Annotated in this window: 11 protein-coding genes; 7 read left to right on the top strand and 4 right to left on the bottom strand. The window is 69.4% G+C overall.

Going from position 1 to position 13,643, the window contains the following annotated elements; translation table 11 throughout:
* The first annotated feature begins 81 nt into the window (after positions 1-81).
* A complete protein-coding gene (locus AB5J49_RS05955) occupies positions 82-3,303 on the top strand; it encodes a bifunctional cytochrome P450/NADPH--P450 reductase (RefSeq protein ID WP_369167386.1) in 3,222 nt (1,073 codons plus the stop codon).
* Positions 3,304-3,513: 210 nt separating this feature from the next.
* Positions 3,514-4,710 (top strand): MFS transporter, encoded by a 1,197-nt coding sequence (locus AB5J49_RS05950; RefSeq protein ID WP_369167385.1) that lies wholly within the window; start codon positions 3,514-3,516, stop codon positions 4,708-4,710.
* A gap of 132 nt (positions 4,711-4,842) precedes the next feature.
* Here AB5J49_RS05950 and AB5J49_RS05945 read toward each other — a convergent pair whose 3' ends face one another.
* The 4 genes from AB5J49_RS05945 to AB5J49_RS05930 all read right to left on the bottom strand — a co-directional run bounded on the left by AB5J49_RS05945 (position 4,843) and on the right by AB5J49_RS05930 (position 7,801).
* Complete coding sequence (locus AB5J49_RS05945; RefSeq protein WP_369167384.1) at positions 4,843-5,853, bottom strand: X2-like carbohydrate binding domain-containing protein; 1,011 nt, start codon at positions 5,851-5,853, stop codon at positions 4,843-4,845.
* On the bottom strand, positions 5,853-6,161 hold the full coding sequence (locus AB5J49_RS05940) for a cellulase family glycosylhydrolase (RefSeq protein WP_369167383.1): 309 nt from the start codon (positions 6,159-6,161) through the stop codon (positions 5,853-5,855). The genes AB5J49_RS05945 and AB5J49_RS05940 overlap by 1 nt, the downstream gene beginning before the upstream one ends.
* Positions 6,158-6,313, bottom strand: a complete 156-nt coding sequence (locus AB5J49_RS05935; protein ID WP_369175056.1) for a cellulase family glycosylhydrolase — start codon at positions 6,311-6,313, stop codon at positions 6,158-6,160. Before AB5J49_RS05935 ends, AB5J49_RS05940 begins: the two co-directional genes overlap by 4 nt.
* 687 nt (positions 6,314-7,000) lie before the next feature.
* Positions 7,001-7,801, bottom strand: a complete 801-nt coding sequence (locus tag AB5J49_RS05930; protein ID WP_369167382.1) for a helix-turn-helix domain-containing protein — start codon at positions 7,799-7,801, stop codon at positions 7,001-7,003.
* Between the two features lie 71 nt (positions 7,802-7,872).
* Here AB5J49_RS05930 and AB5J49_RS05925 point away from each other — a divergent pair, with 71 nt between their 5' ends.
* The 5 genes from AB5J49_RS05925 to AB5J49_RS05905 all read left to right on the top strand — a co-directional run bounded on the left by AB5J49_RS05925 (position 7,873) and on the right by AB5J49_RS05905 (position 13,606).
* A complete protein-coding gene (locus tag AB5J49_RS05925; protein WP_369167381.1) occupies positions 7,873-8,691 on the top strand; it encodes a phytanoyl-CoA dioxygenase family protein in 819 nt (272 codons plus the stop codon).
* The gene (locus AB5J49_RS05920) at positions 8,688-9,029 is read left to right on the top strand and encodes a hypothetical protein (RefSeq protein ID WP_369167380.1); all 342 of its coding nucleotides are present in this window, start codon (positions 8,688-8,690) and stop codon (positions 9,027-9,029) included. The genes AB5J49_RS05925 and AB5J49_RS05920 overlap by 4 nt, the downstream gene beginning before the upstream one ends.
* 913 nt (positions 9,030-9,942) lie before the next feature.
* A complete protein-coding gene (locus AB5J49_RS05915; protein ID WP_369167379.1) occupies positions 9,943-11,631 on the top strand; it encodes an extracellular solute-binding protein in 1,689 nt (562 codons plus the stop codon).
* Positions 11,631-12,683, top strand: a complete 1,053-nt coding sequence (locus AB5J49_RS05910) for an ABC transporter permease (protein ID WP_369167378.1) — start codon at positions 11,631-11,633, stop codon at positions 12,681-12,683. Before AB5J49_RS05915 ends, AB5J49_RS05910 begins: the two co-directional genes overlap by 1 nt.
* Entirely contained in the window at positions 12,680-13,606 is a 927-nt protein-coding gene (locus tag AB5J49_RS05905) for a carbohydrate ABC transporter permease (protein WP_369167377.1), read from the top strand. The genes AB5J49_RS05910 and AB5J49_RS05905 overlap by 4 nt, the downstream gene beginning before the upstream one ends.
* Positions 13,607-13,643 lie beyond the last annotated feature (37 nt).

The following is a 13,643-nucleotide window of genomic DNA, read 5'->3' as shown; positions in this document are numbered from 1 at the left end:
AATCGAGTGACATTGTCGAGTGACAAGGTCGCCTATATGGTTCTGGCCAGCGACAGCCTGTGCCGAACGAAAGGCAAGCCCGTGACTCACGAGACCCTGCGTGGAACCGAGCCGATCCCCCAGCGCCCCGCCCTGCCCCTGGTCGGCCACGCGTTCGACATCCCCGGTGGCGCCGACGGCCTGCTTCATGTGATGAAGGAGGCCAAGGAGCTCGGGCCGCTGTTCAAAATCCGTGCCTTCGGCAACGAGAGCAACATCGTCTCCGGCCTCGATCTCGTCACCGAGCTGGCGGACGAGAGCCGGTTCCGCAAGAACGTGGGCCCCGATCTCGTGCTCCTCCGCGAGATCGGTGGCGACGGGCTCTTCACCGCGTTCAACGACGAGCCCAACTGGCGCAAGGCGCACGACGTTTTGATGCCGGCGTTCTCCCTCGGCGCGATGCGCGGTTATCACGCGACGATGCTCCAGGTTGCCCGGAAGCTGGTCGGAAAGTGGGACCAGGCGGCGGGTTCGGAGCCCGTGGATGTCGCCGACGACATGACGCGGCTGACCCTCGACACGATCGGCCTGTGCGGTTTCGGCTACGACTTCGAGTCGTTCAGCCGGGAGGAACCGCACCCCTTCGTCACGGCCCTGTCCAGGGCGCTCGGCTTCGCCCAGGACAAGGCGGAGTCCATTCCGGGCACGGAGCTGTTCAAGTGGAAGCAGGCGGAGCAGTTCCGCGAGGATGTGGCCTTGATGCAGGGCCTGGTCGACGATGTGATCCGGCAGCGCCGGGCGTCCGGAGATCCGAGCACCGACGACCTGCTCGGGCGCATGCTGCACACCCGTGACGCGGTGACGGGCGAGCCCCTGGACGACGCCAACATCCGCTACCAGGCGATCACGTTCATCATCGCGGGCCACGAGACCACCAGTGGCGCCCTGTCCTTCGCCCTCTACTACCTGACCAAGCACCCCGAGGTGCTGGCCCGCGCCCAGGCCGAGGTCGACGCCCTGTGGGGCGACTCGGACGCCCCCGAGCCCGACTACGGGGACATCGGCAAGCTGACGTATGTCCGTCAGGTGCTCAACGAGAGTCTGCGGCTGTGGCCGACGGCACCCGGCTTCGCGGTGGAGCCGTTGGAGGACACGGTCATCGGCGGGAAGTACGCCGTGCGCAAGGGCCAGTCGCTCCAGGTCCTCATTCCGCAGCTGCACCGGGACCCCGCCTGGGGCGAGAACGTCGAGCTGTTCGACCCCGACCGGTTCCTGCCCGAGCGGGAGGAGGAGCGGCCGGTCCACCTGTTCAAGCCCTTCGGCAGCGGTGAACGGGCCTGCATCGGCCGCCAGTTCGCGCTGCACGAGGCGACGCTGGTGCTCGCGCTGGTGATCCACCGCTACCGGCTGATCGACCACGCCAACTACCAGTTGAAGATCAAGCAGACTCTCACCATCAAGCCCGACGCGTTCACCCTGGACCTGGCCCGGCGCACCAGCGGCGAGCGGCGCCTGCCCGCCGCCGCGGCCCTCGCCGCGGGCAACGCCTCCGCCGCAGAGGGGCGGCCCGCCGCCCGGCGTGCCACCGGGACCGCGCTGACCCTGCTGCACGGCTCCAACCTGGGCACCTGCGTGGGCATCGCCCGCGACTTCGCTTCGGACGGCGAGGAGCGCGGCTTCGCCCCGTCCGTCGCTCCCCTCAACGACGCCGTGGGCAAACTCTCCGCGGCGGACGGACCGGTGGTGATCGTCGCCGCCTCCTACAACGGCAGGCCCACCGACGACGCCGCGGAGTTCGTCACCTGGCTGGAGGGGCTGGAGCCCGGCGCGCTCGACGGCCTGCGCTACGCCGTACTCGGTGTCGGCGACCGCAACTGGGCCGCCACCTACCAGCGCATCCCTACTCTCATCGACGAGCGGCTCACCGCCGCGGGCGCCACACCCCTGCTGGAGCGCGGCGCCGCGGACGCCGCCGGTGACTTCGCCGGCACGGTGGACCGGTGGACCGGAGACCTGTGGACCGCCCTACTGGAGCGGTACGGAGCCGCCGCGGGAGCGGGGGAGGCGGAGCCGGCCGCAGACCGGGCGACGGGACTGTACGAGTTGCAGGACGCGACCGACTCGGTCATAGGCGGGCTCGCGGCACGGCACGGCGTACAGCCGATGGAGGTTCTCGACGCGTGCGAACTCGTCGACATGGAGCATGAGCTGGGCCGCTCCAAGCGTTTCCTCAAGCTGCGGCTGCCCGAGGGCGTCACCTACCGCACCGGTGACCACCTGGCCGTCCTCCCGAGTAACCCGGACACCCTGGTCCAGCGGGTGGCCGACCGCTTCGGCCTCGACCTCGACCGCACCGTGCGACTGCGCGCCCTTCGCCGGAGCCGCAACACCCTGCCCGTCGACCGGCCGCTGACCGTGCGCCGCCTGCTGACCGACTTCGTGGAACTGCAGGATGCCGCCACCCAGGACCAGGTCGCCGTGCTCGCCGAGCACACCGCCTGCCCGCCCGAGAAGCGGCCCCTGGCCGAACTCGCGGCGGCGCCCCCGGAGGCCTTCAGCGAGCAGGTGACCGCCGCCGGACGCAGCGTCCTGGACCTGCTGGAGCGCTACCGGGCCTGCGAGCTGCCGTTCGAGGTCTTCCTGGAGCTGATGCCCGTGCTGCGCCCGCGCCACTACTCCATCTCCTCGTCCGCCGAGGCGGCACCCGGCGAGGTCGACCTGATGGTGTCATTGCTCGCCGCGCCCCACCGCTGCGGCGAGGGCACGTTCTACGGCATCGGCTCGCACTACCTCCAGACCGTGAACGCCGGCGACACCGTCCAGGCCAGGGTGCTGCCCTGCAGTGAGGCATTCCGCCTGCCGCAGGACGAGTCGGTGCCTGTGATCCTGGTCAGCGCGGGCACCGGCTTGGCGCCCTTCCGCGGCGCGGTCCTCGACCGCCACCACACCGGGTCCACGGGCAAGCTGCTGTGCTACTTCGGCTGCGACCACCCCGACGTCGACTACCTCCACCGTACGGAGTTCGAGGCGGCCGAGGCAGCAGGAGCCGTCAGCATGCGGCCCACCTTCTCCTGCACCCCCGAGGACGGTGCCCGCTTCGTCCAGGACCGCATCGCGAAGGAGAGCGACGAGGTCTGGGCGGTACTGGAGGCCGGCGGACGCGTCTACATCTGCGGGGACGGCCGTCGCATGGCTCCGGCGGTGCGGGAGGCGTTCATGGCGATCTACCGCGAGTTCACGGGCGCGGGCGACGACGAGGCCACTGCCTGGCTGGCCGCCCTGACCGAGTCCGGCCACTACGTGGAAGACGTCTGGGCCGGCTGACCGCCGACGGTGCGGTGGAAGTCGTCCACCGCACCGCATCCACCGCACCGCATCCCGATCGACGGGCCGCCGATGTCCGACACGTCCGCGGCCCGTGCCCCGAAACGCGGCTCATGCTCCCCTGACTCGTGAGGCTCTCATGCTTGTTGCACGCTCGGCGCGCCGCCGAGGAACGCCGGTAGGCCCCAACTCCGCGCTGAGGAGCGGCCGGTGAACGCGCGAGGCGGATCCGCCCTGACCTTCGGCGTGGCGGTGGCGCTCATCGCCGGGATCACCCTCGGCAACGGCGGGGCGAACGTGATGCCCGTGTTCGTCGACGACTTCGCGTCACGCTTCCGGCTGTCGGACTCCAGCGCCGGGCTCGTGGCCGCGACCCAGCTGATGGCGACGGCGGTGGTGACGCTGCTGCTGGCCAAGCGGGCCGCGCGGCCGGGGCGGGTGCTGATGACCCGATTCGGTCTGGCGCTCTCGGGAGCCGGCTTCCTGGGAGCGACGGCGGCCACCGACCCGTTGACCCTGGTCCTGGCCAACCTGGTCCTCGGCGCCGGGCTCGGCGCGGTCTACGCGGCGGCCACGGCGGCGCTCGCCGCCACCGACGACGCCGACAAGGCGTCCGCCGTCACCATCTGCGGCACGGTCGGTGTGACGGCACTGCTGATCATGGGCGTTCCCGCGGCCAACCGCGGCCTCGGGGAGGGCACCGGCTTCCTGCTCATGGCGTTGTGCTGCCTCCTCGCCTGGCCGCTGATACGCCGCCTCCCGGACGGTCCCGCGACACCGGACGCCGGGTCCGCCGCTGCGGCGGGGGCGACCGCGGCCAGGCCGTCGGTGGTGCTGCTCCTCGGGACCGGGCTCCTGTGGGCCGTCACCCAGGGCGCGTGGTCGTACGCCTCGGTCCTGGGCCGTCAGCACACCGGGATGTCCCACTCCGCCGTATCGGCGGTCCTCGCGATCTCCAGCGTCGTGGCGCTCGTCGGCGCGGTGACGGGCCCCGTGGCGGCGCGGCGCTTCGGACGCATGCGGTCGATGGCGGTCTTCGTCACGGCGCAGGCCCTCGCGATGGCGGTCCTCGTCCTCACCCACGACCCCGTGCTCTTCACCGTGGCGGCCGTGCTCTGGCAGACCTGCCAACTGGCCGTCCTGGTGCAGATGCTGGCCGCCGCGGCGCTCATCGACCCGACCGGACGCCTGGTCGCCTCCCTCAGCGGTGCGGGCGCCCTGGGCACCGGCGTCGGACCGCTGGCCGTCGGGGCCGTCCTGGACACCGCCGGGGCGGACGTTCTCGGCCTCGTGCTGGCGCTCGGTACCTTCCTCGCCTCGCTGCCTCTGCTCCGGATGACGGTGTCCGGCACGGAGGCAGCGGCCGCACGCGGGCTCGCGCACTCCTCCGCCGCCGAGACCGGGTGAGCACTTCGACTCGGGTTGTCCGATGGCGAAGGCGACCGGCGTCGCGCGCCACGTCCGGTGAAACAGAGCGTCCGCCGGCAGCTGAGCGAGGTGCCCGCCCAAAAGCGTCCCCGGGCGGGCACCGGCCTCAGTTCAGGATGTCGTGCCGGTCACCGTGCTTCCCGACTTGGTCACGTGGTAAGTCACGGTGGCGCCGCTCCAGAAGTGGAAGGTGAGGTTGACGCGCGTGTTGTCCCTGACCGCGTTGAGGAAGGCAGGCGTGAGGCGGATGGCCTTGTTGGCGTAGTCCGGCGCGAAGGCGGTGTTGAACTGCTGGTACGGGGTCCAGTTGGTCGGGCCGGCGTTGCCGCCGTCGGCGTACTCGGCCTTCATCGTCGCCAGCACATCACCCCGGAACTGCGTGGGGATGCGGAACGAACCGGTCGTTCCGGTCGTACTCGACTGTGCGGGGGCGTCGTGCGTGAGCACCTGGATCCGCCAGGGGACGCCTCGGGAGAACTCGGCCTGGAGCGTCGCGTTGACCCCGTACTCGCGGTTGCCGACGAGCCGGGTGAGCGTTGCCCCCTTCAGGGTGAGCCGGTTTCCGGAGAGGGTGTAGTCCCTGCCGCTGACCAGCTTCGTGCTGCCTTGCTTGAGCGCCGTGAAGGCGGCGCCGTTCGGGTTCAGGGTGAGCGTACGGTCCTTGACCGCACCGGACTTCGGTACGAAGACGCGGTCCGAGGAGGCTGTCGCCGAGCGGGTCGTCCAGCTCGACTTGATCTGGCGGAACAGCCCGGCGTCCGTCCACTGGCGCTTGTTGCGGTCATAGAAGGAGCCGTTGTCCCACAGGACGGTGGTGACCTTGTTGGTGCGGGCGGCGTGACCGAGCGCCTCGAAGTACTTCAGCATCTCGCCGCGTTCCACCGCGCCGGGGCCGTGGTCGTAACCGAGCAGGCCGTACTCGCCGAGGACGACGGGGACGCCCCGGGCGACGAAGGTGTCGCGCATCCGCTTGAACGTTTTGGCCAGGTCTCCCTGGGCCTGCGCGTCGAAGCGGGTGGAGCCGGCGACGTTCACGCTGAAGGGGAAGTAGCCGTAGTAGTGCACGGTGGCGATCAGCCGGGGGTCGTGAAGCGACTTGATCGTGGTGGCCAGGTTGTCCATCAGCCGCTGGTCGGGGTGCAGACCTCGGTGGGCAGCATGAGCAGGCGGTTCTTGTTGGTGCCGCCCGACGCGCGCACGACCTTGTGGAAGGACGTGTTCAGTTCGTTGAGCAGGTCGGCCTTGCGGGCGTTGTCGGCGTTGTCGAACTGGGGCTCGTTGATGCTCTCGAAGACCAACTGGGCGGGCTCGTTCCGGAACGCGGTGGCGATCTGGGTCCAGGTCGCGTTGAAGCGGGCCAGTACCTTGTCGTGGTCGGTGGACATCTTGCCGGTCCACTGCCAGGAGTCGTGATGGACGTCGAGGATCACGTAGAAGCCGTCGGCGATCGCCCAGTCGCGACCTCCTTGACCCGGCTCATGTACGCAGGGGCGATGGTGTACTTCGGTGCCGCTCCCTGGTGGTCGCTCCAGGTCACGGGGATACGAATGCTCTTGAACCCCTGGGCGCGGACCGAGTCCAGCAGGGCTTTGGTGGTGCGGGGCTGGCCCCAGTTGGTCTCGTTGGGGCTGGCGTCCAGGCTGTTGCCCAGGTTCCCAGCCCGGCTGCATCGCGGCCACGGCCGCCATCGCGTTGCCGGGAACCGGGGCCGTCGCAGCGGACGCCTTGGGCTTCGCGTCGTCGCCGAACGCCCCGAAGACGGTGCCGTAGGTGATGACGCCCGCGGCGATCAGTGCCAGCGGTGTACCCACTGCGAGCCGAAACCGGCGTCGGCGGTGCTGCGGGGCCTGCTGCTTCTTCATGTTCATCCGTTCTGGAAGATCGAGCCGGTGCCGCCCTTTAGTGGCCGCCGCCCAGGAGGTTGCCGCGTTTTCTCAGGCAATGCACAGACAGGGTCGGCGCCCTGTGCAGCGGCACAGCGGTGCACGGCTGCTCATTTCGCGGCGATGTCCGGTCCGGAACAGGCAGGGCAGGTGTGTCAGAGACTCAGCCGCGCGAACTATGGCGGTGCGGGCGGCAGATGGCCGGGCCCGAGTGTCGAGGCGAGGGCGCGGAAGCCATGCTCGTCGGCCCTGCGGTCGGGTCTGTGGTGCATCGTGACCGCGTCGAGCTCATGACATGTGAGAAGTCCGCGACTGGACGAACACCGCCGTGCCGACTTGGAAGTGCCGGTGCACCACGAGTGCCTGCGGCTCCGGCAGGTGTCCCGTTATCCGTCCTCGGTCCGGGGAGAGCCTTGTGCACCGCGCACGGCCCGGGGCGAAGCTCCGAGCTCCCGGCGGCAGGCCTTGTTGAACGCCTGGAGGTCCGGAATGCCGACCGTGGCGGCGATCGCGGAGATGGAGAGGGTGGACTCGCGCAGCAGGTGGCGCGCACGTTGCAGGCGGCGCTGTCGGATGTAGGCGACGACCGTGTCGCCGGTGGCGGCGCGGAAGAGCCGGGTGAGGTGGTTGTGGGAGACCCCTGCGGCGCGGGCCACGCTCGGAACGGTGAGGGGGCCGGCGAGCCGGGACTCGATGTAGGAGATCGCTGCGGTGACGGCGGGGTGGGGGCCGTCCCGGGGACCCTGTGGGGCGGGCGGACTGAGGTGGCCGACGCGCCACAGGGCGGTCCAGACCTCGGCCGCGGCCCGGACCGGCGTGCTCGGCCAGGCGGCGATGGCGTGGAGCATCAGGGCGGTGAGTGCGGGCAGCTCCGGGCCCGCGTCCTGCATGACGGGCACCGTGCGGGGTTCGCCGGTGTCGGGCAGGCGCAGGTGGGCGTACAGGTGCTCGGAGCGGCCCCGGTAGCGGTACCGGACGGTCGTGGCGGGCGGGATGAGACTGACCCGGCCGGGGCGGACGGTGTGGGGCGTGCCGTCGACGGTGAGGTCGGCCTCGTACCGGTACAGGTGCAGCTGCCACAGGTCGGGCAGGCGGAAGACGTCGGTGTGCCCGGCCGGGCCGTGGACGCCGACGCCGACGTTTGCCACGACGGGCGGCTCGTCCAGGCGCACTCCGACCTCGAGCATGGTGAAAACCTACCAGCGGTGGTGAGCCGGGCCCACGCGCCCGATGCGGTGCGCTCCCTACCGTGGTGGACATGACGACAACCGGAGAGCACCTGCTCAGTTCGGTGCAGATGGCGCACTTCGTGGCCCACGGCTCGCTGCGCATGGACGCCGTGGTGCCCGCGGAGATGAACGCCGAGGCGATGGAGGTCTTCGCGGCCGGGATCCCGCCGGTGCCTTACGGCACGCCGGTCCCCGAGGCTTATCCCGAGGGATCCTTCATGCGGCGCCTGGTCGAAGTGCCCGAGGTCGCGGGCGCGCTGCGCAGTCTCGTCGGACTCGGTCCGCACATCGACCACCACTTCGTGCACGTCAGGGAGCCGTACGAGGGCGCGGCACAGCCGCTGCACGGGGACGCGATCATCGACGTACGGACCGACGCGTTCGACGTGCAGCTCATGTACTACCCGCAGGAGGTGACGCTGGAGATGGGCGGCACGCTCAGCGTGCCCGGCAGCCATCTGCGGCGTACGAACGAGAGCGACACCGGCCGGTACCAGAACCTGCGCGGCCAGAGCCGGCTGGTCTGCCCGGCGGGCACCGTGGTGTTTCTGCACCACGGCCTCTGGCACGGTGGACGGCGCAACGACAGTGGCACCCGCCGCTACATGTTCAAGATCCGCTTCAACCCGACGGTCCGGCAGCGGCGGCTGTGGGACACCTCGGACCTGTCGGACCCGCGTGTGGCGGACGAGTTGAACACCGTCTTCCCCTGGTATGAGCACGCGACCGGCCGTCTGGAGCTCTACAACCGCGTCCTGCTGTGGCGGGCGCTGACCGGTGACGAGGGCTTCGACCTCGACCACTGGGTCACCCGCGTCTCCAACCGACCGCAGGAGGTTCCCGCATGACCACGATCAACGCCACCCCTACCCCCGCCTCTGCCCCGGCCCCGACCGCGTCCGCTGTCCGCCAGCAGGTGCTGGTGCTGTACCTGGGCACGTCGGCCCTGGACTCCCCGGTCGTCGGCTGGTCGCTCTATGACGGCACCGGCCGCACGTCCCCCACCACCGGCGACAGCGACGAGCCTCCCTACGAGACGGGCCTGGCCGCCCTGTGCGACGGCTGGCGCCTGATCCAGGCGGCTCAGCTGATCCCGCCGTATCCGGGGCACGAGTACGACGTGTCGTTCCTGAAACACGAGTTCTTCTTCGAGAAGCTCGTGGACCTGGACGACGCCGGGCGGTGACCGCCCCGGGCGGTCTCCGGTCGTCGGCGGGACATGCAGGACCCCTTGCGGCGGGGCTGCTGGGAGTAGGCGGTCGCAGAGGTGCGCGAACGGCTCTCGATACCGCCGAAGTCCTTCACTCCCGCGGCGACCTGCTGATTGCGCCGGATTCGAAGCCGGCGTTCCCCCACGAGGCCGGCCGCGGTGGACACATGGTCGTCGGCGGAGCGCGGTGATACCCCCCGGGCAACCCGTCTCGTGTACGGCGACGGCGCGATCTCCTGCCCATCGCGGAGCCGATGCGGCCGCTCTTCAGCGGCCGCATCGGAACGTTCAGCCCCAGGTGCCCAGAACCCGTGACCGAGCGTGAATGTACGCCGTGGGCGCCCCTGGCGCGCGCCTCCTTGGAGACCACCTGGCCGACCCGTCGTACGAGACCACCTCGCCGACGCGTCGTACGAGATCGGTGTTCCAGGCCGCGCAGGTCGCGCCGAGACCGACGGTCCTCGGGAAGACGGTGGCCGGGCCGTCCAGGCCACACCGTGCAGTGATCCGGCTCTTTTCGTCGAGGGTGAGCCGGGTAGAAGGTCGCCGTAGGTGTGCGGACACGTGGGATGCCTTTGAGGTGGATCGACGGCTTATTCGAAGCGCTTCGATAGTCATCGGACTCAAGGCAGGTGTCGGCGAATCAACACCGCCGCGTCAGTGAGGGCATAGGAAAACCTTCCCTCCTGCGCCTCGGACGAATCTTGGAAGCGACCCTTGTGCGCCCCTGGGTGTTCACTTAACCTCACTGCAACATCGAAGCGCTTCGACTGCGCGTCGCGTCGCAGTGATTGGATGTCAGCTTTTTCAGCTCAGCCAGTTCCAGTCACGGCACCGCAGCCGACGGCCCACCGCCGGGTGTCCAGGTGCGCCATGAAGGGTTGACGCAATGACGCCGAACGCCTCCGCCTCCCCCTCCGTCTCCTCAGGACCGAGCCGGAGAAGCTTCCTCGCCTCCACGGCGGTCGCCACCGCAGCGGTGGCGGGAGGGATGCCGCTGCTTTCCGCCTGCGGCGGTTCGGACAGCGGGTCGCGGGAGGGAACCACGTCGGGCAAGGCCGCGGACAAGCTGCTCCCGACGTACGTCGCCAGCACGGTCGGCAAGCCGGACCTGCCGTCGAAGAACGGGTCGTCCGCCGGCTACATCAGCAAGGTCGACCTCGCGGCCCTTGCCGCCTCGGTCCCGAAGAAGCTCGGCACCGGTGCCCCCGTCAAGATCATGTCCCCGCTCTGGGGCACCCCGCCGAAGGCCGATTGCGCGTACTACAAGGCGGTCGACGCGGCGGCAGGCACCAAGATCACCTGGCAGAACCAGGACGGCACCACCTACGCGCAGAAGCTCGGTGCCGTCCTCGCCTCCAGCTCCATACCCGACATGGTGGTCGTGCCCAGCTGGGTGGTGACCGGAAAGATGTCGAGCGCGGTCACCGCGAAGTTCATGGACCTCGGCCCCTACTTGGCGGGCGACAAGGTCAAGAAGTACCCGAACCTCGCCGCGATCCCCTCCGACGCCTGGCGCATGTCCATCTTCGGCGGCGCCCTGCGCGGCCTTCCGATGCCCTCCGCCCCCGCGACCTTCATGGTGCCCTACTACCGCAAGGACATCTTCGACAAGAAGGGCTGGTCCGTACCCAAGTCGGCGGACGAGTTCCTCAGTTGGGCCAAGGAGGCCACCAGCGCCAAGGCCAAGGTGTACGCCTGCGGTGACATGAGCTGGATCTCGGGGTTCATCTTCGGCTGCACGCCCTCCGGGACGCTCGGCTGGAACATCGATGACGACGGCAAGCTGAGGTACAGCATCGAGCGGCCCGAATACCTCGAAGCCCTGGAGTGGAGCCGCAAGCTGTTCGACGCCGGCGTGGTCCACCCGGACGACAGGGCGCGCTCGGGCGACGCGGGTCAGCGGTTCACCGCCGGACAGATCCTGGTCTTCAACAGCGACGCCTCCGCCTGGTACCAGAAGACCGCCGAACAGGCCGAGGCCAACCCGGACTTCCAGATCGATGCCATGGACATCTTCGGCCCGGACGGCGGCAACCCGACGCTGTGGGCGTCCCAGCCCGCCACCATCTGGGCGCTGATCCGCAAGGGCGCCCCGAAGGAAGTCGTGGAGAACGCGCTGGCCGCCGCCGACTTCGCGGCCGCGCCCTACGGCACCAAGGAGCGGATGCTCGTCGACTACGGCGTCGAGGGCACCCACTACACGGTCAAGGACGGCGTCCCGGTCAAGAACGACCAGGGCAACTCCGAGGTGATCAACGCCTGGCCGATGCTGGCCGCCCCGGCTCCCTACTTCGCGCACCCCGACTTCCCGGACGTCGCCCGCAAGCAGGTCGAGTGGCAGCAGCGGATGGGGGCCTTCATGAAGAAGACGTCCACGTACGGCATGAACATCGTCGAACCGTCCCGCTACGCGACTCTCACCACCCAGTTCGAGCAGCTGCAGATCGACTACGTACGCGGCAACAAGAAGCTCTCCGACGTGCAGGCCGCCGTCTCGACCTGGAAGTCCTCGGGCGGCGACAAGCTGCGCGACTGGTACAAGGAACTCCTCGACAAGAACGGCAGCGGCAACTGATGTCTCTCACGGCCGGGAGCAGGCCCGACGGGACTCGTCCCCCCGCGGCCGTCGAGGAACCGACGGTCGCGGTCGCCACCGCGGGGACGAAGGCGCGGGCGTCGCGCAGGGCGAGCAAGGCGGGCAAGGTGCCCTGGCGGATCCGGCTGCGCCGCGACCGCGCGCTCATCCTGATGACGCTGCCCGTCATCGTGCTGCTCCTGATCTTCAACTACGTCCCGCTGCTCGGCAATGTCGTCGCCTTCCAGAACTACGACCCGTATGTCTCCAGCAACGGCGTCACGGCGATCTTCCACAGCCCCTGGGCCGGGGTGGAGCAGTTCTCGCGGCTGGCCGACGACCCGTTGTTCTGGGACGCGGTGAAGAACACCATCTTGCTGTTCATGCTCCAGCTGGTGCTGTTCTTTCCGATCCCCATCGCCCTCGCGCTGGTCATCAACAGCGTGATCCGGCCTCGGGTGAAGGCCGTGGCGCAGGCGATCATGTATCTGCCGCACTTCTTCTCCTGGGTCCTCGTGGTCACCGTCTTCCAGCAGGTCTTCGGCGGCGCGGGCATCATCGCCCAGACCCTCCAGGACCACGGGTGGAGCGGCTTCGACCTGATGACCGACGCGAGCCTGTTCAAGTACCTGGTCACCGCGCAGGCCGTGTGGAAGGACGCCGGCTGGGGGATCATCGTCTTCCTCGCCGCGCTGGCCGCCGTTAGCACCGACCTGTACGAGGCCGCCGCCATGGACGGCGCGGGGCGCTGGCGGCGCATGTGGCACGTGACGCTGCCCGCGCTGCGCCCGGTGATCGCGCTGCTGCTGGTCCTGCGGGTGGGCGACGCGCTGAGCGTCGGATTCGAGCAGTTCCTGCTCCAGCGGGACGCGGTCGGTGCAGGGGCCGCCGAGGTCCTCGACACCTACGTGTGGAGCGTGGGTATCAAGTACGGCGACTTCAGCTACGCGGCCGCGGTCGGCCTCGTCAAGGGAGCCATCGGAGTGTGTCTCGTCCTCCTCGCGAACAAGTTCGCGCACCTGCTCGGCGAGCAGGGGGTGTACAAGAAGTGAGCCTCAACACGCAGCTCATCCGCAGCCTGAAGGCTCCCGCCCGCCCCGTGTGGGAGGAGCCGCCCAGCAAGGCCGGACTCACCGCCAAGGGCGGGTTCCTGATCCTGTGCTGCCTGGGGGTCCTGGGCCCGCTATGGATCGTGATCGTCACCAGCCTCTCCCCGAAGCCGGTGATCGACCAGGTCGGCGGTCTCGTCGTGATCCCCCGGGGCATCACCTTCGTCAACTACACGGAACTGCTCAGCGGCGGCCAGGTCAGCCGGGCGATCATGGTCTCGGTCGGCGTCATGCTGTTCGGCACGCTGTTCTCGATGACGGTGTCGGTGTTGGCGGCCTACGGGCTGTCCCGGCCGGGCAGTCTGGGGCACCGGTTCTTCCTGATGACCATGATGGCCACGATGTTCTTCGGGGCCGGCCTCATCCCGACGTACCTTCTGGTGCAGTCGCTGGGCCTCACGGACAGCTATCTGTCCCTGGTCCTGCCGAGCGCGGTGAGCGTCTTCAACATCCTCGTCCTGCGGGCCTTCTTCATGGGGATCTCACCCGAACTCACCGAGTCCGCCCGCATCGACGGGGCCAGTGACCTGCGCATCCTGCTGACCATCATCATGCCGCTGTCGCGGGCGGTGCTGGCCGTCATCTCCCTGTTCTACGCGGTCGGTTACTGGAGCGCCTGGTTCAACGCCTCCATCTACCTCTCCGACCAGGAGATGATGCCGCTGCAGAACGTGCTCATCCAGCTGGTCCAGAAGAACACCGAGGCGCCGACGGGTCTCCAGCAGGCGGTCCGCACCGGTCAACTCTCCGCACTGGGGCTGCAGATGGCCGTCATGGTCCTCGCCCTGATCCCCGTCGCGGTTGCGTCCCCCTTTGTCCAGCGGCACTTCAAGAAGGGCATGCTCACCGGCGCGATCAAGGGCTGAAGCGGCGGAGCCGCAATCGCGACAGCCCCGCGCCCCT

Source organism: Streptomyces sp. R28, assembly GCF_041052385.1.
Classification (GTDB): Bacteria; Actinomycetota; Actinomycetes; order Streptomycetales; family Streptomycetaceae; genus Streptomyces.
This window is presented reverse-complemented; position numbering and strand designations above follow the sequence as displayed.